The following is a 24,636-nucleotide window of genomic DNA, read 5'->3' as shown; positions in this document are numbered from 1 at the left end:
GAACCTGACGGCGCACCCGGACCGCGCGGCGATCGAGCTGTCCGGCCAGGACCGGGTACCGGTGAAACCGCAGCGGCTCGACGGCGCCGACCGTGACCGGGCCGGCCGCGCATCGTCGCCGCGCAGCCGAGGTACGGCAAGTACCAGCGCAAGAGCGACCGCGAGTACCCGGTGGTCCGGCTGACCCGCCGGTGACCGCCCGGATGCGAAATTTCCGTTCGCGAAAGCCGAACCTGCCGCTTCGCCCGCGTCGACCATCAACCCGGTGCCGGCGTCCCGCCCACCGCGTCCCCGATCGTGGCGCGGAGCCAGCGGTGCGCGGGGTCCGCGTCCAGGCGCGCGTGCCACTGCAGGTGGACCTCCAGCTCCGGCAGCTCCGCCGCGACCGGGAACCACCGCAGGCCCAGCACCGAGCCGTACTGGGCGGCCAACCGCTGCGGCACGAGCCCGACGTAGCCGCTCGACGAGACCAGCAGCGCGGCCACCGCGAAGGTCGGCACCACCGCCGCGACGTGCCGCTGCAGCCCGGCGGCGTCGAGCGCCTCGTCGAGGGGGCCGCGCGCCCGGCCGCGGCGGGACGCCGACACGTGCGGATGCCGGCACAGCTGCGCCAGCGTCGGACGGCGGTGCCGCCCCAGCGGGCTGTCCGCCCGCACGATGCCGACCAGCCGTTCGCGATACAGCACGGCCGTGCGGATGTCCGGCGCCGTCGCCTCCCCGACCCCGATGTCCAGGTCCACCGAGCCGTCGCGCAGGGCCTCGGCGCTCTCGCTGCCCTCCGCGACGAACCGCAGCGTCACCCCGGGCGCGACCGCGGACGCGGCCTCCACCGCGGCCGCTGCCAGTGTCGCCGCCACCCCGTCGTTGATGCGGATCGTGAAGGTCCGCTCCAGCTCCGCCGGCCGCACCTCGCGGTCGGCGCTGATCAGCGCCGACGCCTCCTCCAGCAGCGACCGCACCCGCGGCGCGGTGCGCAACGCGAACGGCGTCGGCGCCATCCCGCGGCCCGCGCGCACCAGGATCGGGTCGTCCATCGCCCGCCGCAGCCTGCCCAGCGCGCGGCTGGTCGCCGGGATGGACAGGTGCAGCCGCTCGGCCGCCGCCGTCACGCTGCCCTCCCGCAGCAGCGCGTCGAACACGCGCAGCAGGTTCAGATCGAGGTGCTCGGCCACAGTTGCATCGTACGCAAAGTTCCCTTGTCAAAGTTGCGTGGCAGGCAGGTCGAAGGAATCCCTAGCGTCCGTGTCATGTCACAAGTTCTCACCCGGGTCTCGCACCGGAGTCTGCTCACCGTCATGTGCGCGTGCGTCGTGCTCGTCGTCGGCATGGTCGCCGCGATCAACCTGGCCGTGCCCATGCTGGCCGCGAGCGCCCTGCGGCCGTCCGCGTCGGCGCTGGTCTGGATCGTCGACACCTACGTCGTCTTCTTCGCCTGCCTGGTGATCCCCGGCGGCGCGGCGGGCGACCGCTTCGGCCGCAAGGGCGTGCTGCTCACCGGCCTGGCCCTGTTCGCGGCAGGCGCGCTGATCTCCGCCGTCGCGCCGGGCATCCCGCTCCTGCTCGCCGGGCGCGCGGTCACCGGGATCGGCGCGGCCGCCGTGCTGCCCAACACCCTCGCCGTGCTGCTGCACGCCGTCCCTGCCGACCGGAAGGGCCCGGTCATCGCCACGTGGGCGTCCATGACCGGCATCGGCGGGGTGATCGGCAACGCGGGCGGCGGCGCGATCCTCACCGGCGGGTCGTGGCGCTGGCTGTTCGCCGCCGCGGCGCCGATCGCGCTGGTCCTGGCCGCGCTCGTGGCTCGCATCGCGCCGGTGTCGGCGCGCCACGACCGCCGTCTCGACGTGCCGGGCGCGGTCCTGCTGGTCGCCGCGTCGGTGGCGCTGCTGCTGGGCATCGTGCAGGGCCCGGAGGCCGGCTGGGGCAGCCCTCTGGTCATCGGCGGGTTCGCCTGCTCGGCCGTGTTGTTCGCGGTGTGGGCCGTCGTCGAGCTCAAGGTCCGGCACCCGCTGCTGGATCCCAGGCTGTTCCGGATCGCCGGCCTGCGCAGCGCGTGCCTCGGCATGACGGCGATCTTCTTCGGCATGTTCGCGTTGTTCTACGTCAACGCGTCGTTCCTCCAGTACGCCAAGGGCTTCGGCGTGCTGTGGACCGGCCTCGGGATCATCCCGCTGACGGTCCCGATCATCCTCGGCGCGCGGCACGTCGGCCGCCTGACGGCGCGGATCGGCCTCACCGCCGTGACCGCGCTCGCGTTCGGCTTCGTCGGCGCCGGCCTCCTCGGACTGTCCACGAGCGACACCGCCACCCCGTACGCCGTCTACGCGGCCTGGCTCGTCGTGACCGGGATCGGCGTGACGCTCGTGCTGCCGACACTGTCCGGGGTGATCGCCGGCTCGCTGCCCGCCGCGCAGGCCGGGGTCGCGACCGGGCTGCAGGCCACCACCCGGGAGTTCGGCAGCGCGCTCGGCGTCGCCGTCATCGGCACCGTGCTCACGGCGCGGTTCACCGCCGCGCTCCCCGAGGACGCCCGCAGCGCCCACACCGTCGCCGAGGCGCTCACCCGCGCCCCGGCCGACGAGGTGATCCCGGCGTTCGTGTCGGGCGCGGACACGGGACTGCGGGTGATCGGCGCCGCCGTGCTCGTCCTCGGGGCGCTGGTCATCCTGCGGGGGCGAGGAACGCGAGCGCCGCGTCCTTGAACCTGCGGCTGGACACCGCGTTGAAGTGGGTGCGCCGTCCGAGCGACACGAACGGCGCGCCGAGCGACGCCGCGAAATCCGGCGCGTCCGCGGCGACCTCGTCCTGCTCGCCCGCGGCGAACAACACGGGCACCGGCGGCGGGCCGTCGAGGCGGTGACCGGCGATCCCGTCGACGCAGGCGTCCAGATCGCCGCCGGACAGCGCTTCCCGCACGCGCTCCATCGACTCGCGGGCGACGGGGCGGCCGCCGATGCCGCCGAGCGCCATCCGGCCGACCCGTCCCGGGGCGAGCCGCGCCAGCTCCCACCCGACCAGACCGCCCATCGAGTACGTCACCACGTCCACAGTGGACAACCCGGCCTCGTCGAGCGCGGCGAGCACGTCCCGTGCCAGGCCGCCGGGCGAATACCCGGAGGCGGGCTTGCCGCTCTGCCCGTGCCCGCGCAGGTCCACGGCCACGTGCCCGAGCCCGTCCAGCGCCCGCAACCAGCCGGTCTGCTCCCAGGTGCGGGCGCTGTCCGAGGCGAAGCCGTGGATCAGCAGCACCGGCCGCGGCCCGGGCGCGTGGTCGAACCAGATCTTGGTGCCGTCGGCGGCGGTGGCGAACACGCCTCAGTCCTCCGGCAGGGTCAGGCGGACCCGCCGCTGCGGCTTGCGCTCCTCCGGGACGGTGCCGACGATCCCGGCGTCCTCCACGGTGAAGGTGACCAGCGGCGCGCCGACCGCGAGTTCCTCGTCCTCGCCGACGTGCAGCCGGGTGACGCGGCCGGACTGGGGCGAGGGGATCTCCACGGCGGACTTGGTGGTCTCCAGTTCGACCAGCGGCGCGTTGCGCTCGACCCAGTCGCCCTCGGCGACGAGCCACTCCAGCACGCGGGCGCTGATCAGGCCCTCGCCGAGGTCGGGCAGGGGGAAGGTCACTTCAGCCACGGCGGTACTCCAGGGTGGTCTGCACGGCGGTCAGGATGCGGTCGGCGCTGGGCAGGTACTCGTCCTCCAGCGCGCCGGACGGGTAGGGCACGTCGAACCCGGCGACCCGCTGCACGGGCGCGCGCAGGTTGGCGAAGCAGCGTTCGGTGATCAGCGCGGACACCTCGGCGCCGAGCCCGGCGGTCAGCGGCGCCTCGTGCACGACGACCGCGCGGCGGGTGCGGGCCACCGACCGCGCGAGCCCGTCGGCGTCGATCGGCTTGAGCCAGCGCAGGTCGACGACCTCCAGCTCGACCCCGTCCTCGGCGGCCAGTTCGGCGGCCTGCAGGCAGCGGGCGACCATCGCGCCCCACGCGACCAGGGTGCCGTGCTTGCCGGGGCGGGCGATGCGGCTGGTGCCGGGCGGCGGCATCTCGGCCGGCTCGGTGGGGTCGAACGTCTCGCGGTGCCAGTACCGGGACTTGGGCTCGAGGAAGATCACCGGGTCGGGATCGGCGATCGCCTGCCGCAGCAGGTGGTAGCCCTCGCGCGGGGTGGCCGGCGCGACGACCTTGAGGCCGGGCACGTGCGCGAACAGCGCTTCCAGGCTTTCGCCGTGGTGCTCGGGCGCCTTGATCCCGCCGAAGCTGGGCAGCCGCAACGTGATCGGCATGTTCAGCACGCCACGGCTGCGGTAGTGCATGCGCGCGACCTGGTTGACGATCTGGTCGATCGCGGGGTAGCTGAAGCCGTCGAACTGGATCTCCGGCACCGGCCGCCACCCGGCGACGGCCAGCCCGACCGCCATGCCCATGATCGCGGACTCGGCGAGCGGGGTGTCGAACACGCGGTGCTCGCCGAACTTGTCGCGCAGCCCGTCGGTCACCCGGAACACCCCGCCGAGCGTGCCGACGTCCTCGCCGAAGATCAGCACCCGGTCGTCGTCCTCGCACGCGTGGCGCAGGGCGAGGTTCAGCGCCTGCTGCAACGAGAACTCAGGCATCGAGGGACTCCTTCCACACCCGCTGCTGCTCCAGCAGGGCCGTCGTGGGCTCGCGGTAGACGAACGAGAACAGCTCCTCGGCGGGCGGTGGGTTCAGCGCCAGCAGGCCGTCGCGGACACCGCTCACCACCGTGGCGGCGTGCTCCTCGGCGGCGGCGACCTCGTCGGCGGACAGCTGCGCGGCCGCGCGGGTCAGCGGGTCGCGGTCGAGCCACGCGCGCTCGTCCTCCAGCGTGCGGTAGCGGCCGGGATCGTCCGAAGTGGAGTGCGGACCCAGCCGGTAGGTCATCGCCTCGATCACGGTCGGTCCGCCGCCGTCGCGCGCGCGGTCCAGCGCGGCGCGAGTCGCCTCGAACACCGCCACCACGTCGTTGCCGTCGACGCGCACGCCCTCGATGCCGTACCCGGCGGCGCGGGCCGCGACCGAGCCGCCCGCCACCTGCTCCGCGGTCGGCACCGAGATCGCCCAGCCGTTGTTCTGGCAGAAGAAGACCACCGGCAGCCGGTAGACGCCGGCGAAGTTCATCGCCTCGTGCACGTCGCCCTGCGAGCTGGCGCCGTCGCCGAAGTAGGTGATCGCCGCGCCGCCGGTGCCGTCGAGCTTCGCGCCCATCGCCCAGCCGATCGCGTGGGTGACGGGACCGCCGACGACGGCGTTGAACGGCGCCAGCCGGGAGGCCTTCGGGTCGTAGAGCCCGCCGTGCCAGACGTTGAGGTGGGTCGCGAGGTAGCCGACGAGGTCGACGCCCATCGCCACCGCGACGCCGAGCTCCCGGTAGCACGGGAAGGCGAAGTCGCGGGCCAGGTCGAGCGCGGCGGCGCTGCCGACCTGAGCGGCCTCCTGGCCCTTGGCCGGCGCGTAGGCGGGGAACACGCCCTGGCGCTGCAGCGCGATGGCCTCTTCGTCGAGCCGGCGCGCCACGACCATCAGGCGGTGGAGCGCGGGGAGATCAGCTTCGTGCATGGCCGAAGCGTGCGGGGCGGCGCCTAAGCTGCGCAAGTGTCGCCCCCGGCGCTGATCATTGTGCGCGTTCTGCCCGGCGTTTCGCCCCTTTCACTGGTCACTTTGTCCAGCGAGCCGCCGCGACGGCCGCGCACCGGCGGCGCTACCGTGTCGGCGTGGCGGACGACGAGCAGCGGCGCGAGACGGTGTCGACCGGGGTAGGTGTGCTGGACCGGGTGGTCGCGATCCTGGACGCGGTCGAGGCGAACCCGATGGGGGCCAGCGAGATCGCCCGCGCGCTGGGGCTGTCGGTGCCGACCGCCCACCGGCTGGTGTCCGCCATGGTCAAGCACGGCCTGCTGCACCGCGACGACGACGGCCGCCACCACATCGGCCCCCGGTTCGCCTCGTCCGCGCTGACGGCCGCCGCGACGCCGGTGCTCACCGGGCTGCGCGCCGAGACCGGCGAGACGGCCCAGGTGTGGGTGCTGCGCGGCGAGGACCGGCTGTGCGTGGCCAGCGAGGAGTCGCCCCACGAGCTGCGCGCCGCCGTGCCCGTGGGCACGGTGCTGCCGTTGTCGGACAAGGGATCGGCGGCTCTGGCGCTCACCGGCGCCGGCCGGGGCTGGGTGGAGAGCGTGTCCGAACGGACCCCCGGCCTGTGTTCGGTGAGCGCGCCCGTGCGCTACCGCGGCGACGTGGTCGCGGCGGTCTGCCTGGCCGCCCCGGTGTTCCGGGTGTCCGGCGACGGGCCGGGCGCGCAGTACGGCGATCTCGTGGTCGCGGCCGCGGAAACGCTGGAAAGGGCGTTGCGCCACCGCTGAAGTTGGGCACCGGTCTTGTGGCGCCGGGCTCTCGCGGCTTATGGTCCTTCTCGATAAATGACATCGTTAGTCATTATTTGAGAACGGAGGCGTTGTGGCCGACGCTCCCCTGACCGGCATCCGCGTGCTCGAACTCGGCAACTTCATCGCCGCCCCCTTCGCCACCCGCGTCTTCGCCGACTTCGGCGCCGAGGTGATCAAGGTCGAACGGCCCGGCGTCGGCGACGAGCTGCGCGGCTGGCGCCGCACCCGGGGCAGCACGTCGATGCTGTTCCGGACCATCGCCCGCAACAAGAAGTCGGTCACGCTGGACCTCAAGCAGGACGAGGGCCGCGCGCTCGTCCTGGACCTGGTGCGGCAGTGCGACGTGGTGGTCGAGAACTTCCGCCCCGGCACGCTGGAACGCTGGGGCCTCGGGCCGGCCGACCTCACCGCGGTGAACCCGGACCTGGTGGTCGTCCGCATCTCCGGCTACGGGCAGACCGGCCCCTACCGCGACCGCGCCGGGTTCGGCGGCGTCGCCGAAGCCTTCGGCGGGCTGCGGCAGGTCACCGGGCACCCCGACCGTCCCCCGGTGCGGCCTGCCGCACCGATCGCCGACGCCGCCGCCGGGCTCTACGGCGTCGTCGGCGCGCTGATGTTGTTGCTGGGCAAGGCACGCGGTGTCCCCCACGACGGCCCCCGCGTCGCCGACGTCGCACTCTACGAGTCGGTGTTCATGATGATGGAGTCGCTGATCCCGGACTACGACGCCTACGGCGTGGTGCGCGAGCGCACCGCGGGGAACCTGCCCGGTGTGGTGCCCAGTGGCGTCTACCCCACGGCCGACGGGCAGTCGGTCATGATCGCGGGCAACTCCAGCGGCGCGTTCGGCCGCCTGATGACCGCGGTCGGCCGCCGGGACCTGGCCGAGGACCCGGCGCTCGCCGACGGCGACGCCCGCTCCGCCCGGGAAGACGAACTCGACGCCGCCATCACCACGTGGACCTCCGCGCACACCGCGCCGGAGGCGGTGCGGATCCTCAACGACGCCGGGGTGCCCGCGGGGCCGGTGTACGACGCGCGGGCCATCGCCGCGGACGAGCACTACCGCGCGCGGGACATGCTGCGCCCCCTCAAGGTCGTGGTCGAGGACGAGCCGGAGGAGATCCGCTTCCCGGGCGTGGTGCCGCGCCTGCCCGGCGCCCCCGGCGACGTCCGGTGGGCGGGTCCGGAATTGGGCGAGCACACCGAGGCCGTGCTCGGTGGACTGCTCGGCATCGGCGCCGAGCGCCTGTCCGGCTACCGCGAGCGGAAGGTGATCTGAGGTGAGCGTGACCATCACCGACGTGGTGCTGCGCGACGGCCTGCAGGACGAGCCGGCCGTGGTGCCGGTGGCCGACCGGGTCGCGATCGCGGAGGCGCTCGTCGCCGCAGGCCTGCGGCACCTGGAAGCCGGATCGTTCGTCAACCCCGCCAAGGTGCCGCAGATGGCCGGAGCGGAAGACCTGGTGGCCGCACTGCCGCACCAGGATTCCGTGCGCTACACCTTCCTCGCGCTCAACGCCCGCGGCGTGCGCCGCGCCGTCGCCGCGGGCGCCCGCGACGTGCTGGTCGTCGCCTCCGCCAGCAGCGGGCACAGCCGCGCCAACGCCGGCCGGGACAGCGACGCCGCGCTGGACGACCTGGCTCGCGCCGTGGCCGAACACCCGGGAACCGCTTTCCGGGCCGGCATTTCGACCGCTTTCGTGTGCCCGTTCGACGGCGCGGTCGCCCCGGACCGGCTGGTCGCGGTCGCCAGGCGGTTCGCCGTGATGGGCATCCGCCGCATCGGTCTGGCCGACACGCTGGGCACCGCCACGCCCGACCAGGTCATGACCTCGCTCGCGCGGGTCCGCGACGCCCTGCCCGACATCGAACTCTCCTTGCACCTGCACAACGCGCACGGTCAGGCTCTGAGCACAGTGGACGCCGCGATCGAGGCGGGCGTGACCCGCTTCGACAGCGCCGCGGGCGGCTACGGCGGCTGCCCGTTCGCGCCCGGCGCCCACGGCAACATCGCCACCGAGGATCTCGTGGCTCACCTGCACGCCCGCGGAATCCCCACCGGGATCGACGAAGACGTGCTTTCCACCGCGGTCGCCACCGTGCGGGAGGCGCTGCGCCGCGCACCCGCACCGGCCTGACGGCCGCGTCGTCCCCCTGGTCCCTCGTCGATGGTGACGTGGCCCGCCCCCGCGGGCGTGCGTGACCGGAACAGGTCGCAATGGTCCAGTTCGTTTCACTCCTCGTCCTCGTGGCGGTGTTCACCCTCGCCACGGTCCTGCCCGTCAACATGGGGATCCTCGCGTTCGTCGCCGCGTTCGTCGTCGGCGCGATCTCCGGCATCTCCGTCGACGACGTCACCGGGTACTTCCCCGGCGACACGTTCGTCCTCGTCGTCGGCATCACGCTGCTGTTCGGGGTGGCGAAGGTCAACGGCACGATCGACCTCGTCGTCGCCGCCTCGCTCAAGCTGGTGCGCGGGCGGCGGTGGGCGGTGGTGTGGCTGATGTTCGCGCTCGCCGCCGTGCTCATGTCGCTGGGGTCGGTGCTCGCGGTCGGCATGCTCGCGCCCATCGCGATGCCGATCGCCGCCCGCTACCGGATCAACCCGCTGCTGATGGGCATGATGCTCAGCCACGGCGCGTTGTCGGCCGCCTTCTCCCCCATCACCGTGTACGGCGCGTTCACCACCGGCATGGTGGACGACGCCGGCCTGGACGTCAGCCCGCTGCTGCTGTTCGCCGTCCCGTTCGGGCTCAACGTGCTCATCGCCGCGGTGCTGTTCGCGGTTCTCGGGCGTGACCTGTTCCGCGGCGACGAGGACGTGACGGGACCGGCACAGCCCGCCTCCGGTGGCGGGTCCACCGGCACGCTCACGCGGACCCGGGCCGCCGTGGTCACCGAAGCGCGGGTCACCCCGCTGCGGGTGATCACCCTGACCGGCATGCTCGCGCTGCTGGTCACCGGGGCGTTCGGGATCGACGTCGGGGTCGCGGCGTTCGTCATCGCCGCCGTCCTGCTGCTGTCCGCCCCGGACCGGCACAAGCCGTCGGCCGACGAGGTCGCCTGGCCGGCCGTGCTGCTGGTGTGCGGGATGCTGTCCTACATGGCGGTGCTGAAGGAGAACGGCACCCTGGCGATGCTCGGCGAGGCGGCCGCGGCACTCGGGTCGCCGGTGCTGGCCGCACTCCTGCTGTGCTTCGCCGTGGCGATCGTGTCCGCGTTCGGTTCCTCCATCGGCACCCTCGGGATCGCGCTCCCGCTGGCCGTGCCGTTGCTCGACCTCGGGCAGCTCGGCGCGGCCGGGTTCGTCGTCGCACTCGGCTTCTGCTCCACCGTCGTCGACGTGAGCCCGTTCTCCACCAACGGGATCATCGTGCTCGCGCAGGCCCAGGTCCCGGACAAGCGCGTCTTCCAGCGCCGCATGCTCGCCTACAGCGCGCTCGTCGTCGTGGGCGCGCCCCTGCTCGCCTGGACGGCGGCGATCCTGCCGTCCGCGTTGTGAATCCACTGTAGACATCTGGAAAGGACACCATGGAACATCTCGCTGTGGACGGCGAACAGCCGTCCGTCGACGCGGGCGCGTGGATCGCGCCGGGCGCGGTGGTCGCCGGCGCGGTCACCGTCGCCGCGGGCGCCGGGGTCTGGTACACGGCCGTGCTGCGGGCGGACCTGGACGCGATCACCGTCGGGGCGGGCAGCAACATCCAGGACGGCACGATCGTGCACGCCGACCCCGGGTTCCCCGTCACGATCGGCTCGGGGGTGAGCGTCGGGCACCGCGCGGTCCTGCACGGCTGCACCATCGAGGACGACTGCCTGATCGGGATGGGCGCGGTGGTGCTCAACGGCGCGAGGATCGGAGCGGGCAGCCTCGTCGCGGCGGGCGCGGTGGTGCTGGAGGGCGCGGACATCCCGCCCGGCTCACTGGTCGCGGGAATCCCGGCGAAGGTCCGGCGCCCGCTCACCGCCGAGGAGCAGGCCGCGACGCGCGCGAACGCCGAGAACTACCGGGAATTGGCTCAGGTCCACGCCCGCGCACGGCGCGGCTGACGTCCGGCGTGGGCCGGGATTCGGGCCCTGGCGCGTTCGGCGGCCAGCACGAGTCGCGCCCGGCGCATGTCCCCGGGCGCGAACCGAATCCACGCCCGGCGGGGCTCACCGGCACGGGTCGCGCCGGGCGGAGCCCGGCCCGGCGGGCGCTCGGTGCGGCTGTCATCCAGCGCTGATCCGCGCTGGACACGGCGCGTCTGGCGCGATCAGCGAGAGGAGCCACCCCGGCGGCGGCCGGTGCGGGCGCCCGCGGAGAAGGCCGCGGCTCCACCCGGCTGCTGCCGCGTTCCCGGTTCTTGCCGGGCGCTACCGCCGGACCTGTGCGCGGCCGCCCCCGCGCCACGGCCGGATCCCCGCCGACCAGCGCCACCGGACCTGCCCGCACCACGGCCCGACTCCTGCCGCGCATCCGGCTCCCGCCGGCCGGCACCGCCAGACCTGCCCGCACCACGGCCCGACTCCTGGCGGCCCTCGCCGCGCGAGTTCTGCCGCGCCTCGCGGCCCGGCTGCTCACGCACGTCCCCACCCGGCTTCCGCCGGGCGCCGCCGGACCGGCGCGCAGCCGCACCCGCGCCGCGGTCCCGCGAAACCTCGCCACCACCCCCGGCCGCGCCCGCGCCGCTGCGAACCGGGGGCTTGCGGAACACCCGGTCGCCCGGCGCGAGCTCGCTCAGCAGCTCGTGCCCGGGCGCCAGCCGGGTCGTCACCGGGCTGATCCCGGCCTTCCTGGTCAGGTCTCGGACGTCCGAGATCTGGTCGTCGGTCATCAGGGTGATCACCACGCCCGCCGCGCCGGCGCGGGCGGTGCGGCCGGACCGGTGCAGGTAGGCCTTGTGCTCGACCGGCGGGTCGGCGTGGATGACCCGCGCCACGTCGTCCACGTGGATGCCGCGGGCGGCGATGTCCGTGGCCACCAGCGTGGTCGCGCTGCCGTCGGAGAACGCGGCCAGGTTGCGGGTCCGCGCGGTCTGCCCGAGGTTGCCGTGCAGCTCCACCGCGGGCACGCCCGCCGCGACGAGCTTGCGCGTCAGCGCCTTCGCCCGGTGCTTGGTGCGGGTGAACACGACCGTCCTGCCCGGCGCGGCCGCCAGGTCCACCAGCACGTCCAGCCGCGTGTCCGGCTCGACGTGCAGCACGTGGTGCTCCATCGTCGCCACCGGGGAGCGCGCGGAGTCGACGCTGTGGGTGACCGGGTCGGTGAGGAACCGCTTCACCAGCACGTCGACCCCGGCGTCCAGGGTGGCCGAGAACAGCAGCCGCTGGCCGTCGCGCGGCGTGCGGTCCAGCAGCCGCTTCACCTGCGGCAGGAACCCGAGGTCGGCCATGTGGTCGGCCTCGTCGAGGACGGTGATCTCGACGGCGTCGAGGTGCGCGTGCCCGCTCGCGAGGTGGTCGGCGAGCCGGCCGGGGCACGCGACCAGCACGTCCACCCCCGCGCGCAACCCGGCGATCTGCGGCGCCGCGCCGACCCCGCCGAACACGGTCATCGTGCGCAGGGACAACGCCTCGGCCAGCGGCGCCAGCGCCGCGTCGATCTGGGTGGCGAGTTCGCGGGTCGGCGCGAGGATCAGCGCACGGGGCCGGCCCGGCCCGCGCGGCGTGCGGCTCGCGGCGAGCCGGGTCAGGACCGGGAGCGCGAACGCGTAGGTCTTGCCGGAGCCGGTGCGGCCCCGGCCGAGCACGTCCCGGCCGGCCAGCGAGTGCGGCAGGGTCGCCGCCTGGATCGGGAACGGCGCCTCGATGCCCCGCTCGGCCAGCGCGGCGACGAGCACCGGGGGCACGCCGAGCGCGGCGAAGGTGGACCCGGAAGAAGAGGGCGCGGGGGAAGAAGTCACGGGGAAAGCTCCGAACGTCGGGGGTCGTCCTGCCCGGCGCGGACCGGCACGGTCGCGGCACGTGGTGGCCGACAACGAAACGCGGCCCGAGGCAGAACTGTGCGGGCCGCGATCACCAGTGTAGACCACGGCACCGGCCGACCGGACGTGATTCGATCCCGCCCTGATCCGGCACCTGCGGTTCCGGCGCACGATCGCCGGGGCTCACCCACCGTCGCCAGGGCGGCCGCGCGCCGCAGCTGCTGCTCTACAACTGTTCGGCGTCGGGGACCTGCCCGGCTCCGACGGCCTGTTCGGCGCGGCGGGGCCGGTTCCGCGCCGGCCCCGGCCGCCTTCGGGCCACCGACGCGATGATGTTGACTGTTCGCCATGTCGCACCCGAACAACCCCGCGCCGCAGCAGCCGCAGGAGCCGCGCCCGGCCGCCACGGAATCCCGGTCCCGGCACGGCCTGCTGGCCACCGCGATCCTCGTCGCCGGCCTCGGCGGCGGGCTGCTGGCCTGGCACCCGTGGGACAAGGCCCCCGTTCCGGCGCCTGCCGACCCGCGGCACATCAGCATCCAGAAGGTCGGCGAGCAGCGCGAGGCGGGCAACTCCGACGCGACGCAACCGGTGTACTGCCTGACCAACGAAACCGGCAGCCTCTACTGCATGGTCCTGCCCAACCGCTACACGACCATCCAGGAGGAACGGGGCTGAGCGCCTCTTCTCGTCACCGCCGGTCGAGCAGTCCGCCGACGAGCGCGCGCAGGCCGTCGGCGTAGGTGTCGCGTGCCGCCAGCTCCGGCCAGCGGTCCCCGATCGCCGCCAGATGCGGCGTCTCCGCCGGGTCGAAGCGGAAGGCGGCGTCGCGCTGGGGGCGTTCGTCCCGGCGTGCGGAGCGGGCGCGGACGAGCACCTCGCCCGCCGTGTAGTACCAGATGTCGCGGAAGACGCCGACGGCCTGCGCGTGGGTGCACCCGCTGTCGACGGCGCCGCCCACGATGGTTTCGACCATCCACAGCGCCGGTTCGTCGAGCAGGCCGACGAACCCGTCGACGGTCACGACCTCCGCGGCCCACGGCCACGCCGCGAGAGCCTCGTGCATCACCGTGGCCGCGACGACGATCCGCTCCCGCGGGTCGTCCGGCAACCGCGGCCGCTCGAGCTGCCCGGTGTAGGTGTTGAGCAGCTGCACCAGCAGGTCCGCCTTGTCCCGCACGTGGTGGTACAGGGTCGTCGGCCCGATCCCCAGCTCCGCGGCCAGCTTGCGGACGCTCAGCTTCTCCCAGCCGTCGCGGTCGATGAGCCGCCGCGCGGCCGCCAGGATCTCGTCGCGGGACGTCACCGGCGGCCGCCCGGTCCGGGCGCGCGCTGCATCGGGTCGGGGCACGGCTCCCATCATGCTGCCCTCCTCCGCGTTCGACAGCCGGACCCCGCCGGTGCTACTTTCGGAACACGTTCGAAAACTCGGGAGGAGCGAGGCATGACCACAACGGAGCCGCCTGCTGTGCGCGCGGGGCTCACCCTCGCCGCGGTGGCCGTCGTGCAGTTCACGGTGTCGCTGGACCTGTCGGTGGTCAACGTCGGGCTGCCGCGGATCGCGGCGGCGCTCGGGTTCACCGCGGTCGGCCTGACCTGGGTGATCCACGCCTACGCGCTCACCTTCGGCGGGCTGCTCCTGCTCGGCGGCAAGCTCGCCGACCGGCACGGCCGCAGGCGGGTCCTGCTGGCCGGGCTGGCCATGTTCGGGATCGCCTCCCTGGCCGGTGGTTTCGCGCAGGACCCCGGACAGCTGGTCGCGGCACGCGCCGCGCAGGGCATCGGCGCGGCGGCGGCCGCCCCGGCCGCACTGGCGCTGCTGACCGCGACCTTCCCCGCCGGACCGGAGCGGGTGCGCGCCTTCGGCGTGTGGAGCGCGATGAACGCCGCCGGAGGCGCCCTGGGCGTGCTCATCGGCGGCGTCCTGACCGAGTACGCGGGCTGGCGGTGGGTGATGTTCGTCAGCGCGCCGATGGCCGCCGTCGCGGCCGTGCTGGCGCGACGCGGCGTCGCCGCCGACAAGCCGGTCCGCACCGGCAGGCCGGACGTGCTGGGCGCCGTCCTGGCCACCGCGGGCATGACCACGCTCGTGTTCGGCGTCGTGCGCACCGACCAGCACGGGTGGGCCTCGCCGGTCACGCTCGCCACGCTGGCGATCGCCGTCGCGCTGCTGGCCGCGTTCGTCCACATCGAACGGACGACCGCGCGCGATCCGCTGGTGCGCCTGGGCTTGCTGGCCGACCGGGCGGTCGCCGGGGCGAACCTCTACAACCTGCTCCTCGGCGCGGCGATGGCGTCGGCGTTCTACTTCGTGTCGCTCTACCTGCAGCAGGTGCTCGGAACCGGGCCCGCACTGGCGGGCGTCCAGTTCCTGCCGTTCGCGCTCGGGGTGGTCGCCGGGTCGGTGGTGGCCGTCAAGCTCGGCCACCGGTTCGCCCCGCGCACGCTGATGATCGGCGGCGGGGTGCTGACCGCGGCGGGGTTCGCCTGGTTCGGCTTCCTGAGCGCCGACGGGTCGTTCCTGGCCGACGTCCTCGGGCCGTCGATCGTGACCAGTGTCGGCTTCGGACTGTGCCTCGGGCCGGTGGTGTCGGTGGCCACGGGCGGCGTCGCGCCGGGCGAGGCGGGCACGGCCTCCGGTCTGCTCACCAGCTCACGCCAGATCGGGGCGTCACTCGGGCTCGCCGCACTCGGCACCGCCGCGCACAGCAGATCCGGCACGGCCGGCAGTGCCGTTGACGGGTACGCGTTCGGCCTCGCGCTGGGCGCCGCGCTCCTGACCGTCGCCGTGCTGATCGCGCTCACCCTGGTTCCGGCGCGAGGGTCCGCTCCAGCCGGGCGAGCAGGCCGGTGAGGGCTTGGCGTTCGTCCGGGGTGAGCCCGCCGACCAGATCCGCCTCGTGTTCGAGCAGCCGGCGCACGGTCGTCTCGACGAGGTGGTGCCCGGCGTCGGTGAGCCGGACGGCGACCGCGCGGCGCGACGCCGACGAAGGGGCCCGTTCGACGAGCCCGGCCCGTTCGGCGCGGGCCACGCGCTGGGACACCGCGCCGGGAGTGACCAGCGTGCGCCGGGTGATCTCGCGGGTGGTCAGCTCGTACGGCGGCCCCGCCCGGCGGATCACGCTCAGCAGGTCCAGTGTGGACGGATCGACGCCGAGTCCGGCCAGGGTGCGCCGCCGGTCGTCGGCGAGGAGTTTCGCCACCCGCCACACCGGCGTGATGATCTCGATGGACTCCGTGCGCACGCCGGGCAGCTCGCGCCGCCACGACTCGGCGATGTCGTGCGCGGGCCACCGCAGGATCGACGCCATCGGGTAGCCGTCGGCGCCGGGGTCGTTCGACACGGCCTGCCTCCCTCCGCTACGTTTAGAGCTAAACATAGCAGAGAGGAGATGCTCAGTGGGTCGGATCGTGCTGGTCACCGGCGGCGGGAACGGCATCGGCAGGGCGGTCGCCGCCCGGTTCCGCGCGGCCGGGGACACCGTGGTCGTCACCGGCCGCAACGGCGAACGGCTCGCCGCCGCCGCGGCCGAGATCGGCGCGCGGGCCATCACCTGCGACGCCACCGATCCGGAGCAGGTGGCGCGGACGGCCGAGGAGCTCGGGCCGGAGCTGGACGTGCTGGTCAACATGGCCGGCGGCAACACCGACCTCACCGCGCCCGCCGGCGAGGGCCTCGGCGAGGTGCTGCGCGCGTGGCGGGCGAACCTGGACGCCAACCTGCTCAGCGCCGTGCTCACCACGACTGCGATGCGGGACCGGCTGCGCCCGGGCGGTTCGATCATCAACATCGGCTCGATCGGCGCGGAGTACGCGGCGTCCTCCTACGGCGCGGCGAAGGCGGCGCTGGCGGCGTGGACGGCCGGGCTGTCGTCGGAGGTCGGGCCGAAGGGCGTGACGGCCAACCTGATCGCGCCCGGCTACATCGCGGAAACCGGTTTCTTCCACGGAAAACTCAGCGAGGACCGGCGCAGCGCGCTGATCGCCGCCACGCACAACGGCCGGGCGGGCCACCCGGACGACGTCGCCGCGACGACGTTCTTCCTGGCCTCCGAGGGCGCCCGCCACATCACCGGACAGACCCTGCACGTCAACGGCGGAGCCCACACCACGCGATAACCGGTTGGCTGACGGGCCCGCACCCGCGACGATCGCCGGGTGCGGATCAACCAGGACGAGGTGGCGGAGCGACTCGCGGCGGTGCGTGCCGCGCGGGACGCCGACGCCGAGGTCGCGGCGATGGCGGGGGCGAGCCCGCGCCTGTGGCTCGCCGTCGACGACGGCGCGCGGCGCCACCCGCAGGGGCATCGCGGCGTCCTGGCACGGGCGCTCGGCCGGGACGGCCGCCTCCGTGAAGCCGCGCTGACGCGCCTCGACGAGCGGATCGCCCTGCCGGTGCTCGCGATCCGCGCGGCGGACTGGGTGCCGCAGGTGCGCGAGCGCGCCCGGCGGGAGTGCCTGCGCCACCTCTTCCGGGATCCGATGACCGCGGTGGACCTGTTCCCGTTCGCGTGCCTGCTGCGGCCACGCGTGCAGGGCGAGTGGCTGGCCGTGACGCTCGAAGGCATGCTGCGGACGCCCGAAGTCCGCTCGGCCGCGCTCGCCTCCCCCGACGTGCTCACCCGCCGGGCCGTCTACGCCTCGGGGCGCGCCGACGTCGGCGAGCTGACGGCCGGACTGCGGGACGCGGACCTGAAGATCCGGCTCACCTGCGCGCAGGCCCTGGCCGGCAGCACCGACCCCGAGGTGCTGCGCCTGCTCCGCGGCAGCGGCACGGCCGCCCTGCGCGCTCAGGCGATCCGCGACCCCGCCGACGCGCGGCCGGCACTGGCCGACCCCGCTTCGCTGGTCCGCGCGTACGCTCAGTTCGTCCTGCGCCGCGCGGGCGAGGACCCGGCGCCGCACTATCGCGAGCTGGTGGCCGCGGCGGCGAGCCCGGGTGCGGTCGCGGGCCTCGGCGAGACCGGAACCGAAGCCGACGGGGCGCTGCTCCTGCCGCTGCTCGCGGATCCCCGGCCCAAGGTGCGCGCCGAAACCGTCCGTGCGTTGCGGCGGCTGCGAGTGGTCCCGGCCGCCCGCCTGGCGCCGTTGCTGTCCGACCCGTCCCCGCGCGTCGCCCGGCAGGTGGTGCTCGCGCTGCGCGGGTGCGCCGCCGAGATCGACGAGGCGGCGTTGCACGGCATGCTCGATCCCGGCCAGCCAGCGCACCGCAGGCGCAACGCGTTCCAGTTGCTGTCCGCTCGCGACACCTGGACCCGTCTCGCTCTCGACCTGCGCCTGCTGCTGGGCCCGGACGAGCCGCTCCGGGAAACCGCTCGCACCGACCTGAGCAACTGGTTCGCCCACGGATCCGCGACCACCTACACCGCCCCGCGCGGCGAGCGGGCCGCCGAACTGCGTGACCTCGTCAGCCGCGCGGAGCCACTGCTCGGCGAGGCTCGTGCGCGGGTGCTGCGCCTGTTCCTCTAGACCGCAGCAGGACCAGCGCCTGCACCCCGGTGTAGGCGAGCAGCGCGGCCCCGGCCACGGCGCTCACCTGCAGGCCGTGCACGAACGCCGCCCTGGCCGCGGCCAGCAGGGCCTCGGCCTGCGCGGGCGGCAGCCCGGCGGCCGTGGCGACCGCGCCGCCGAGGGTTTCGCGCGCCGTCTCCCCCGCGTCGCCCGGCACGCCGGCCCGGTAGGCCGCCGCCGCGATGCTGCCCAGCACCGCCGTGCCGAGCGCGCCGCCCAGCTCGAACCCGGTCTCCGAGATCGCCGACGCCGCGCCGGCCCGGGACGGCGGCGCCGCGGTGATGATCAGGTCGTTGGTGAGCGTCTCGGACAGCGCCACCCCGAACCCGACCAGCGACATCCCGGCCACCAGGATCGCCAGTCCACCATGGACTCCCAGTGCGACCAGCGCCGCGAACCCCGCCGCCGCGGCCAGCAGCCCGCCGGCGATCAGCCGCGGGACCGGAACGCGCCGGGCGAGCCGGGCGGCGGCGAACGAGCCCGCGATCCCGGCCACCGTCGTCGGCAGCAGCCACAGCGCCGCCGTCATCGGCCGCAGCCCCAGCACCAGCTGGAGGTATTGCGGCACCAGGAACAGCAACCCGACGAGCGCGAACACGCCGAGCATGTTGGTCAGCACCGACGCGCTGAACCGGCGGTCCCGGAACAGCGCCAGGTCCAGCATCGGGTCCGGCAGCGCGCGCTGACGCCGCACGAACACCACCGCGAACGCCGCGCCGATCAGCACGCTCACGGCCGCGAGCGGATCGGCGCCGTGCTCGGCGAACCGCTTGATGCCGTACACCACGGGCAGCACCGCGGCCAGCGACAGCACGGCGGACAGCGGGTCGAAGCGGCCCGGTCGCGGGTCGCGCGCCTCCGGCAGCAGGAGCGGCCCCGCGACGAGCAGCACCACCATCACCGGCACGTTGATCAGGAACACCGAGCCCCACCAGAAGTGCTCCAGCAGCCAGCCGCCCAGCACCGGGCCGAGCGCCATCCCGCCGGAGAACCCGGCGCCCCACACCGCGATCGCGGTCCGGCGCCGCGCCGGGTCGGTGAAGATGGAGCGGATCAGCGCCAGCGTCGAGGGCATCAGGGTCGCCCCGCCGACGCCGAGCAGCGCCCGCGCCGCGATGAGCATGCCCGGGCTGGTCGCGAACGCCGCGGCCACGGACGCGACGCCGAACGCGACGGCGCCGGACAGCAGCAGCTTGCGCCGCCCTATCCGGTCCCCCAGCGTGCCCATGAGCACCAGCAGCCCGCCGAGCACGAACGAGTAGATGTCGACGATCCACAGCTGCTGGGCGCCGGTCGGGCCGAGGTCCTCGCTGAGGTACGGCAGCGCGAAACCGAGCACGGTCATGTCGACGCTGATCAGCAGCACGGGCAGGACCAGCACACCCAGTGCGGCCCAGTCCCGGCGTCCCCCGGCCATCACGATCACGATCCTTTTCTGAACAGTCTGGACGGTACAGTTTGCCCCAGAATCGAAACTAAACCGTCCGGACGGTATAGTCAAGGGCCATGGGACGCCCCTCCGCGCGGGAACAGATCCTCGACGCCTACCAGGACATCCTCATCGAGAGCGGCTCGGCCGCGGTCACCCTCGACGCCGTCGCCGCGCGCGCGAAGGTGTCCAAGGGCGGGCTGCTCTACCACTTCGGGTCGAAGGAAGCCCTGCTCGACGGCCTCCTCGACCGGCTGCTGCGGCTGACGGCCGCGGACGTCGAGTACGCGCGCACGGCTCCCGAAGGCGTGGTGCGCTACTACCTGCTCTCCTCGGTGACCGACGCGGACATGACCAAGCCGGCGCACCGCGCCTCGATCGCCGCGCTGCGGCTGTTGGGCAGCGAGCCGAAGGTCACCGAAGCGATGAACGAGTGCGGCCGGCTGTGGGCGGAGCTGCTGGCCGGGCACGTGGACGATCCGCTCACCGCCGAGATCGTGGGACTGCTGGGCGACGGGCTGTACCTGCGCGCCACCCTCGGCGGGCAGCCGCCGCAACCGTTGCTCGACCGGCTGCCGGAGGCCCTGCGCCGGCTCGGCCTGTCCTGAGGCTCAGCCGGCAGGCACCCGCGCCCAGGCGCTGACCAGCGGCGGCAGGATCGCGATCGCGCCCGCTTCCGCCGCCTCGGCGACCAGCCGGGCGGGCAGGCGGTCGAGGTCGGCGAGGTCGCCGACGTCCAGTCCGAGTTGGACGGCCACCGGCGACAAGGCGCGCCACACGCCCATCACGAAGCCCAGGATGTCCGGATCGGACAGTGGGCCGAGGCACGCGCCCATCGTCAAGGCGGGCATGGGCAGGCCAGCCGCGTGGAAGATCCCCGGCAGCGCGGTGCCCGTCTCGGTGGTCGCGCCCGCACCCCGGAACGCCTGCACGATGACGTCCCGCACCCGCTCGAACAGCGGGACCGCCGGGGCGCTGCGGGCGCCGCTGACCTCGAAGTCCTGGAAGGACACCAGGCCGCCCGGCCGGACCAGTCCCACCAGCCGGCGCAGCGCGGCGACCGGGTCCGGCAGGTGCATGAGGATCAGGCGGCCGATGACCGCGTCGAACGGCCGGGGCGCGTCGAGCTCCTCGACCGCGGCGTGGCGGAACGTGACGTTCGACAGCCCGGCCTCGGCGGCCCGCAACGCCGCGAGGTCGAGGATCGAGGCCTGCGCGTCGACACCGGTCACCGATCCCGCCGGCCCGACCAGGTGCGCCGCGGCGATCGACACGTCGCCCGGGCCGCAGCCGACGTCGAGGACGCGCATGCCGGGTTCGAGCCCGGCCTGGCGCAAGGCGTGCTCGGTGTGGCCGCGGTAGAGGCGCCCCTGCAGCAGGAGCCGCTCGACCTCGGGATCGTGGTGCCCCAGCACGTAGCCGGTTCCGGTGCTCATCCGCCCAGTCTGGCGGCGCTGCGGGCAGACCGGGGAAAACGACCCGTTAACAACTGCCGGGAACGCGCCGGGGCGGGTGGTGAATCCCGAAAGTGACCTTGGTCCCTGCCGGAGGTGACTTCCGCCGCGCCGCCCGGCGTCCGGTGGGCTCTAGGTTGAGGAGGTCACCTGCGAAAGGGTCCTGCCGTGATCACCGTGTTCCTGGTCGACGACCACGAGGTCGTCCGCCGTGGCGTCGCCGAGCTGCTCGGCACCGACCCGGGGCTGGAGGTCGTCGGCGAGGCGGCCACCGCCGCGCAGGCCATGGCCCGGATCCAGGCGCTCCAGCCCGACGTCGCGGTGCTCGACGTGCGCCTGCCCGACGGCAACGGCATCGAGCTGTGCCGTGAACTGCGGTCCCGGATCCCCGAGCTCAACGTCCTCATCCTGACCTCCTACACCGACGAGGAGGCCATGCTCAACGCCATCCTCGCCGGCGCGGGCGGCTACGCCATCAAGGACATCGCCGGGCTGCACCTGGTTTCGGCCGTGCGCGAGGTCGGGTCCGGCCGCTCCCTGCTCGACACGCGTGCCGCCTCGACCCTGATGGCGAAACTGCGCGCGAACGCCGCCGGCGACGGGCCGCTGGCCGGGCTCACCGCCCGGGAGCGCACCCTGCTCGACCTCATCGGCGAAGGGCTCACCAACGCCCAGATCGCCCAGCGGATGTTCCTCGCCGAGAAGACCATCAAGAACTACGTCTCCCGGCTGCTGGCCAAGCTCGGGCTGGAACGCCGCACCCAGGCCGCGGTCCTCGCGGCCAGGCTCCAGAACCGGGAGCACGCGGACGCGCCCCGGCCCCGGACGCCCGTGGTGCGCTGACGGCACCACGCCGAACTGCGGTCAGGGCGCGGGCACCGCGGCGGCCCGCGCGATGGCCCGGCGGGCGTGCACCTTCGCGATGCGCGAGCTGAAGAGCAACACGGCCACCACGACCGCGCCGACGACACCGACCAGCCGGTTGACGTCGATGGCCGGCTCCCACCGCAGCGTGCCGTCCTTGATGACGTAGGCGCCGGTCGGCCTGGCGGTCACCCCGAACCCGCCGCCCTCGCCGTGCTGCCCCTCCTTGTCGACGCCGTCACCGCCGCCCGCCCCGCTGGCGACGCTCGCCGCCGCGATCACCGTGATGCCGTCCTTCTCGTAGGGCTCGGTGTACACGAGCTTCGCACCGGCCGAGCTCTTCGCCTTCTCGATCAGCTCGTCGATCTTCATCGCGACCCTCCTGGAGACCTGTGGGATGAAGGCATCGTGGTGCACCCGCGGCCGCACCGGGAAGTGCCGATGGTCCTCACCAGACCCCTCCGCCGTCTCGCCGCCACCGCCTGTCTGCTCGTCGCGGCGAGCGTGCTGCCCGCGCCGGGCGCCGCGGCCCAGCGCGTCACCGCCGACGGGCTCGCGAACCTGCCCGCCGTCCCGCCCGCGATGGACTGCGCCGACGTGCCCGGCCTCGACCTCACGGGCGTCACCGACGCACCGGTGACCATCCAGTCCGCGAGGGTTGTGCCCGGTGCCGCGCCGTACTGCGAGGTCCGCGGCACCGTCGCGCCGGCGAACACCGTCGTCCTGCGACTCCCGGTGCACGGCTGGACCCAGCGATACGTGCAGACCGGGTGCGGCGGCCTGTGCGGCAGCGCGGTGATCGACTACGGCCAGGCCGCCACCTGCCCGCCGGTCCGGGACGGCACCGTCGCCAGCGCCACCACCGACATGGGACACCAGGGCCGCGACGACGGATCGTGGGCGCTGGACAACCCGCAGGCCCAGATCGACTTCGCCTACCGCGGCGTGCACGTCACCGCCGAGGTCGCCAAGGCGATCATCGCCCGGTTCTACGGCCGCGGGCTCGCCTACTCGTACTTCACCGGCTGCTCCGACGGCGGCCGCGAAGCGCTCATGGCGGCCCAGCGCTACCCAGGCGACTTCGACGGCATCGCCGCGGGCGCCCCGGCCGGCAACATGGCCGTGCAGAACACCTTCCACCACGCGTGGAACGTCGTGGCCAACCTCGACGCCGACGGCGGCTTCATCCTCTTCGCGGGCAAACTCCCACTGATCCACGATGCCGTGCTCGCCGCCTGCGATCATCTCGACGGGCTGCGCGACGGCCTCCTCGACGATCCCCGGCTGTGCGACTTCGATCCGGACACGCTGATCTGCAGGCCCGGACAGGACTCCGCGACCTGTCTCTCCCCCCGCCGAATCGGCCGTGGTGCGCAAACTGCACGAGGGGGCCGCCGACGCGCAGGGCCGCCGCCTGGAACCGGCGATCGCCCACGAGTGGGGCTCGGAGCTGGAGTGGACGCTGTTCGTCCCGGCCACCCCGCAGCAGATCCCGGCCAGCGCCAGGTTCGCCGAGTCCTACCTGCGCCACCTCGCCTTCCCGGACGCGCAAGACCCGGACTTCCGGGTGACGGACCTGCAGTTCACCGTGGATTCGTTCTGGCGGACCGTCCAGTCGTCGAGCTACCTCGCCGCGATGGACCCGGACCTGTCCGCCTTCCGCCGCGGCGGCGGCAAGCTGCTGCTCTGGCACGGCTGGAACGACCAGCACATCGCACCACAGTCCACATTGGCCTACTGGGACGCGATGCGGCGGACCATGGGCGAGCGCGCGGTGGACGGGTTCGCCCGCCTGTACCTGTTCCCCGGCATGGCGCACTGCGGTGGCGGCGACGGGCTCGGCACCGCCGACGTCCTGACTCCGGTGATGGCCTGGGTGGAAAGCGGCAGGCAGCCGGGCCGGATCGTCGCCTCCACGGTCGCGGGCGGCGCGACCACCCGCACCCGCCCGGTGTTCCCGTACCCGGTGGTCGCTCGCTACGACGGCACCGGCAACGCCGACGACGCGGCCAACTTCGTCCCGTCCACACCCCGTGCCGCGCCGGCGGACTACCGCTGGGTCGGACAGCGGCTCTACTCCCACGGGTACCAGACCTGGTGCGCGGCGGCCGGCACCACGCTCACCTGCCGTCCGGAGGAGACCTGGCTGACGCGGAAAATCCGCTGAGAACGGCAAGAGAACGGGGCGCCGCGAGCCGCGGCGCCCCGTTCGGCTCAGCGCGTCAGGCCGGGGGCCGGTCCTGCGGCATCGTCGCGCTGCCCTGCGACGACGGCGGCATCGCCGCGGTCCGCTCCTGCGGCATCGTGGCGGTTTCGGCCGCGTGCCGCGGGGCGCCCGCGCCGGCTTCCCGTTCCGCGTCCTCGCGGCCGCGCCGGTAGGCCTCGGCCCTGGTGCGGGCCGACGGGATCTCCTCCTCGGCCCGGTTGAGCCAGCGGTCCCAGCGCTGCTGCATCGGCCGCATCAGGCCACCGCCCGCGCCGACGACCAGCACACCGCCGACGGTCGCGAGCAGCGCGATCAGCACCGGCCCGGTGACCGTGGTGGCCACGCCGATCTGGTTCAGCGCCGCGATGACACCGAAGGCGATCACCACGACCTGCACCACCTTCGCGACCAGCGGACCGTAGCTGAGCCCGCCCATCGCGCCGCGGATCAGGTCGTGCAGCGCGCTGCCGACGGCCGCGGCGACGATCACGATGACGATGGCGACGATGGCGCGCGGCAGCCAGGCCACGATCGCCGCCAGGATGGCGCTGACCGGGTTCGGCCCGAACACGCCGAACGCCAGCTGCAGGGCGATCAGCAGGACCGCGTAGTACACGAGCGCGGCCAGCAGCCCGCTCGCGTCGTACCGGGACTGTTCCAGCGCACGCTTGATTCCGCCGCGCTCCACCGCCCGGTCGAAACCGACCCGTTCGAGCACGACTTTGACGACCTTGCGCAACGCTTTCGCGACCAGCCAGCCGACGATCAGCACGACGAGGAACACCGCGAACTTCGGCAGGAAAGTGATCACTTTCCCGACCGCGTCGTTCCAGAATTGGGTGACGTTCATCTTTCAC

Annotated in this window: 24 protein-coding genes and 1 pseudogene; 14 read left to right on the top strand and 11 right to left on the bottom strand. The window is 74.0% G+C overall.

The window, feature by feature from the left end; all coding sequences use genetic code 11:
• Window positions 1-257 precede the first annotated feature (257 nt).
• Window positions 258-1,172: a LysR family transcriptional regulator gene (locus tag L2C96_RS01380; RefSeq protein WP_237334783.1), complete on the bottom strand. Its 915-nt coding sequence runs from the start codon at window positions 1,170-1,172 to the stop codon at window positions 258-260.
• Between the two features lie 123 nt (window positions 1,173-1,295).
• Between L2C96_RS01380 and L2C96_RS01375 the strand changes: the two genes are divergently transcribed.
• Entirely contained in the window at window positions 1,296-2,702 is a 1,407-nt protein-coding gene (locus L2C96_RS01375) for an MFS transporter (protein ID WP_237335121.1), read from the top strand.
• Here the strand turns inward: L2C96_RS01375 and L2C96_RS01370 are convergent.
• From L2C96_RS01370 to L2C96_RS01355, 4 genes are read right to left on the bottom strand one after another with little or no spacing between them, the layout of a single operon-like run.
• The gene (locus tag L2C96_RS01370; protein WP_237334782.1) at window positions 2,662-3,312 is read right to left on the bottom strand and encodes an alpha/beta fold hydrolase; all 651 of its coding nucleotides are present in this window, start codon (window positions 3,310-3,312) and stop codon (window positions 2,662-2,664) included. The two genes, L2C96_RS01375 and L2C96_RS01370, sit on opposite strands and share 41 nt — an antisense overlap.
• A gap of 3 nt (window positions 3,313-3,315) precedes the next feature.
• Window positions 3,316-3,633 (bottom strand): biotin/lipoyl-containing protein, encoded by a 318-nt coding sequence (locus L2C96_RS01365; protein WP_020418037.1) that lies wholly within the window; start codon window positions 3,631-3,633, stop codon window positions 3,316-3,318.
• A complete protein-coding gene (locus L2C96_RS01360) occupies window positions 3,626-4,615 on the bottom strand; it encodes an alpha-ketoacid dehydrogenase subunit beta (protein WP_237334781.1) in 990 nt (329 codons plus the stop codon). The genes L2C96_RS01365 and L2C96_RS01360 overlap by 8 nt, the downstream gene beginning before the upstream one ends.
• Window positions 4,608-5,579 (bottom strand): thiamine pyrophosphate-dependent enzyme, encoded by a 972-nt coding sequence (locus L2C96_RS01355; protein WP_237334780.1) that lies wholly within the window; start codon window positions 5,577-5,579, stop codon window positions 4,608-4,610. The genes L2C96_RS01360 and L2C96_RS01355 overlap by 8 nt, the downstream gene beginning before the upstream one ends.
• Before the next feature lie 155 nt (window positions 5,580-5,734).
• Between L2C96_RS01355 and L2C96_RS01350 the strand changes: the two genes are divergently transcribed.
• The 5 genes from L2C96_RS01350 (at window position 5,735) to L2C96_RS01330 (ending at window position 10,459) form a co-directional block, all read left to right on the top strand.
• On the top strand, window positions 5,735-6,382 hold the full coding sequence (locus tag L2C96_RS01350; RefSeq protein ID WP_237334779.1) for an IclR family transcriptional regulator: 648 nt from the start codon (window positions 5,735-5,737) through the stop codon (window positions 6,380-6,382).
• Window positions 6,383-6,476: 94 nt separating this feature from the next.
• Window positions 6,477-7,688: a CaiB/BaiF CoA transferase family protein gene (locus L2C96_RS01345; protein WP_237334778.1), complete on the top strand. Its 1,212-nt coding sequence runs from the start codon at window positions 6,477-6,479 to the stop codon at window positions 7,686-7,688.
• Between the two features lies 1 nt (window position 7,689).
• Complete coding sequence (locus tag L2C96_RS01340) at window positions 7,690-8,547, top strand: hydroxymethylglutaryl-CoA lyase (protein WP_237334777.1); 858 nt, start codon at window positions 7,690-7,692, stop codon at window positions 8,545-8,547.
• An 80-nt stretch (window positions 8,548-8,627) separates the two neighbouring features.
• A complete protein-coding gene (locus L2C96_RS01335; protein WP_237334776.1) occupies window positions 8,628-9,911 on the top strand; it encodes an SLC13 family permease in 1,284 nt (427 codons plus the stop codon).
• A 29-nt stretch (window positions 9,912-9,940) separates the two neighbouring features.
• Window positions 9,941-10,459: a gamma carbonic anhydrase family protein gene (locus L2C96_RS01330; RefSeq protein WP_237334775.1), complete on the top strand. Its 519-nt coding sequence runs from the start codon at window positions 9,941-9,943 to the stop codon at window positions 10,457-10,459.
• Window positions 10,460-10,665: 206 nt separating this feature from the next.
• Here the strand turns inward: L2C96_RS01330 and L2C96_RS01325 are convergent, their stop codons facing one another.
• Window positions 10,666-12,294, bottom strand: a complete 1,629-nt coding sequence (locus L2C96_RS01325; RefSeq protein WP_237334774.1) for a DEAD/DEAH box helicase — start codon at window positions 12,292-12,294, stop codon at window positions 10,666-10,668.
• A gap of 369 nt (window positions 12,295-12,663) precedes the next feature.
• Here L2C96_RS01325 and L2C96_RS01320 point away from each other — a divergent pair, with 369 nt between their 5' ends.
• Window positions 12,664-12,993: a hypothetical protein gene (locus L2C96_RS01320; RefSeq protein ID WP_237334773.1), complete on the top strand. Its 330-nt coding sequence runs from the start codon at window positions 12,664-12,666 to the stop codon at window positions 12,991-12,993.
• Window positions 12,994-13,006: 13 nt separating this feature from the next.
• Here L2C96_RS01320 and L2C96_RS01315 read toward each other — a convergent pair whose 3' ends face one another.
• On the bottom strand, window positions 13,007-13,666 hold the full coding sequence (locus L2C96_RS01315) for a TetR/AcrR family transcriptional regulator (RefSeq protein ID WP_027935866.1): 660 nt from the start codon (window positions 13,664-13,666) through the stop codon (window positions 13,007-13,009).
• Window positions 13,667-13,759: 93 nt separating this feature from the next.
• Here L2C96_RS01315 and L2C96_RS01310 point away from each other — a divergent pair, with 93 nt between their 5' ends.
• Window positions 13,760-15,169 carry an MFS transporter gene (locus L2C96_RS01310; RefSeq protein WP_237334772.1) on the top strand — a complete coding sequence of 470 codons (1,410 nt, stop codon included), beginning with the start codon at window positions 13,760-13,762 and terminating at the stop codon, window positions 15,167-15,169.
• Here L2C96_RS01310 and L2C96_RS01305 read toward each other — a convergent pair.
• Entirely contained in the window at window positions 15,117-15,659 is a 543-nt protein-coding gene (locus L2C96_RS01305) for a MarR family winged helix-turn-helix transcriptional regulator (RefSeq protein ID WP_237334771.1), read from the bottom strand. The genes L2C96_RS01310 and L2C96_RS01305 overlap by 53 nt on opposite strands.
• Window positions 15,660-15,714: 55 nt before the next feature.
• Between L2C96_RS01305 and L2C96_RS01300 the strand changes: the two genes are divergently transcribed.
• Complete coding sequence (locus L2C96_RS01300) at window positions 15,715-16,434, top strand: SDR family NAD(P)-dependent oxidoreductase (protein ID WP_237334770.1); 720 nt, start codon at window positions 15,715-15,717, stop codon at window positions 16,432-16,434.
• Window positions 16,435-16,473: 39 nt separating this feature from the next.
• Window positions 16,474-17,784: a hypothetical protein gene (locus L2C96_RS01295; protein WP_237334769.1), complete on the top strand. Its 1,311-nt coding sequence runs from the start codon at window positions 16,474-16,476 to the stop codon at window positions 17,782-17,784.
• Here L2C96_RS01295 and L2C96_RS01290 read toward each other — a convergent pair.
• Window positions 17,723-19,243, bottom strand: a complete 1,521-nt coding sequence (locus tag L2C96_RS01290) for an MFS transporter (RefSeq protein WP_039791460.1) — start codon at window positions 19,241-19,243, stop codon at window positions 17,723-17,725. The two genes, L2C96_RS01295 and L2C96_RS01290, sit on opposite strands and share 62 nt — an antisense overlap.
• Window positions 19,244-19,332: 89 nt before the next feature.
• Here L2C96_RS01290 and L2C96_RS01285 point away from each other — a divergent pair, with 89 nt between their 5' ends.
• Entirely contained in the window at window positions 19,333-19,863 is a 531-nt protein-coding gene (locus L2C96_RS01285) for a TetR family transcriptional regulator (RefSeq protein WP_020418053.1), read from the top strand.
• A gap of 3 nt (window positions 19,864-19,866) precedes the next feature.
• On the opposite strand, the gene L2C96_RS01280 is transcribed toward L2C96_RS01285, so the two are convergent.
• On the bottom strand, window positions 19,867-20,691 hold the full coding sequence (locus L2C96_RS01280; RefSeq protein WP_020418054.1) for a class I SAM-dependent methyltransferase: 825 nt from the start codon (window positions 20,689-20,691) through the stop codon (window positions 19,867-19,869).
• A gap of 186 nt (window positions 20,692-20,877) precedes the next feature.
• Here L2C96_RS01280 and L2C96_RS01275 point away from each other — a divergent pair, with 186 nt between their 5' ends.
• The 3 genes and pseudogenes from L2C96_RS01275 (at window position 20,878) to L2C96_RS01265 (ending at window position 23,740) form a co-directional block, all read left to right on the top strand.
• The gene (locus tag L2C96_RS01275) at window positions 20,878-21,552 is read left to right on the top strand and encodes a response regulator (RefSeq protein WP_237334768.1); all 675 of its coding nucleotides are present in this window, start codon (window positions 20,878-20,880) and stop codon (window positions 21,550-21,552) included.
• A gap of 462 nt (window positions 21,553-22,014) precedes the next feature.
• A pseudogene (locus L2C96_RS45295) lies at window positions 22,015-22,887 on the top strand (tannase/feruloyl esterase family alpha/beta hydrolase); the annotation flags it as partial.
• A gap of 52 nt (window positions 22,888-22,939) precedes the next feature.
• Window positions 22,940-23,740 carry a tannase/feruloyl esterase family alpha/beta hydrolase gene (locus tag L2C96_RS01265; RefSeq protein ID WP_237334766.1) on the top strand — a complete coding sequence of 267 codons (801 nt, stop codon included), beginning with the start codon at window positions 22,940-22,942 and terminating at the stop codon, window positions 23,738-23,740.
• A gap of 55 nt (window positions 23,741-23,795) precedes the next feature.
• Here the strand turns inward: L2C96_RS01265 and L2C96_RS01260 are convergent, their stop codons facing one another.
• Entirely contained in the window at window positions 23,796-24,629 is an 834-nt protein-coding gene (locus L2C96_RS01260) for a mechanosensitive ion channel family protein (protein WP_020418058.1), read from the bottom strand.
• Window positions 24,630-24,636 lie beyond the last annotated feature (7 nt).

The sequence above is a fragment of the Amycolatopsis tucumanensis genome (assembly GCF_021654135.1).
Lineage (GTDB): Bacteria > Actinomycetota > Actinomycetes > Mycobacteriales > Pseudonocardiaceae > Amycolatopsis_E > Amycolatopsis_E tucumanensis.
This window is presented reverse-complemented; position numbering and strand designations above follow the sequence as displayed.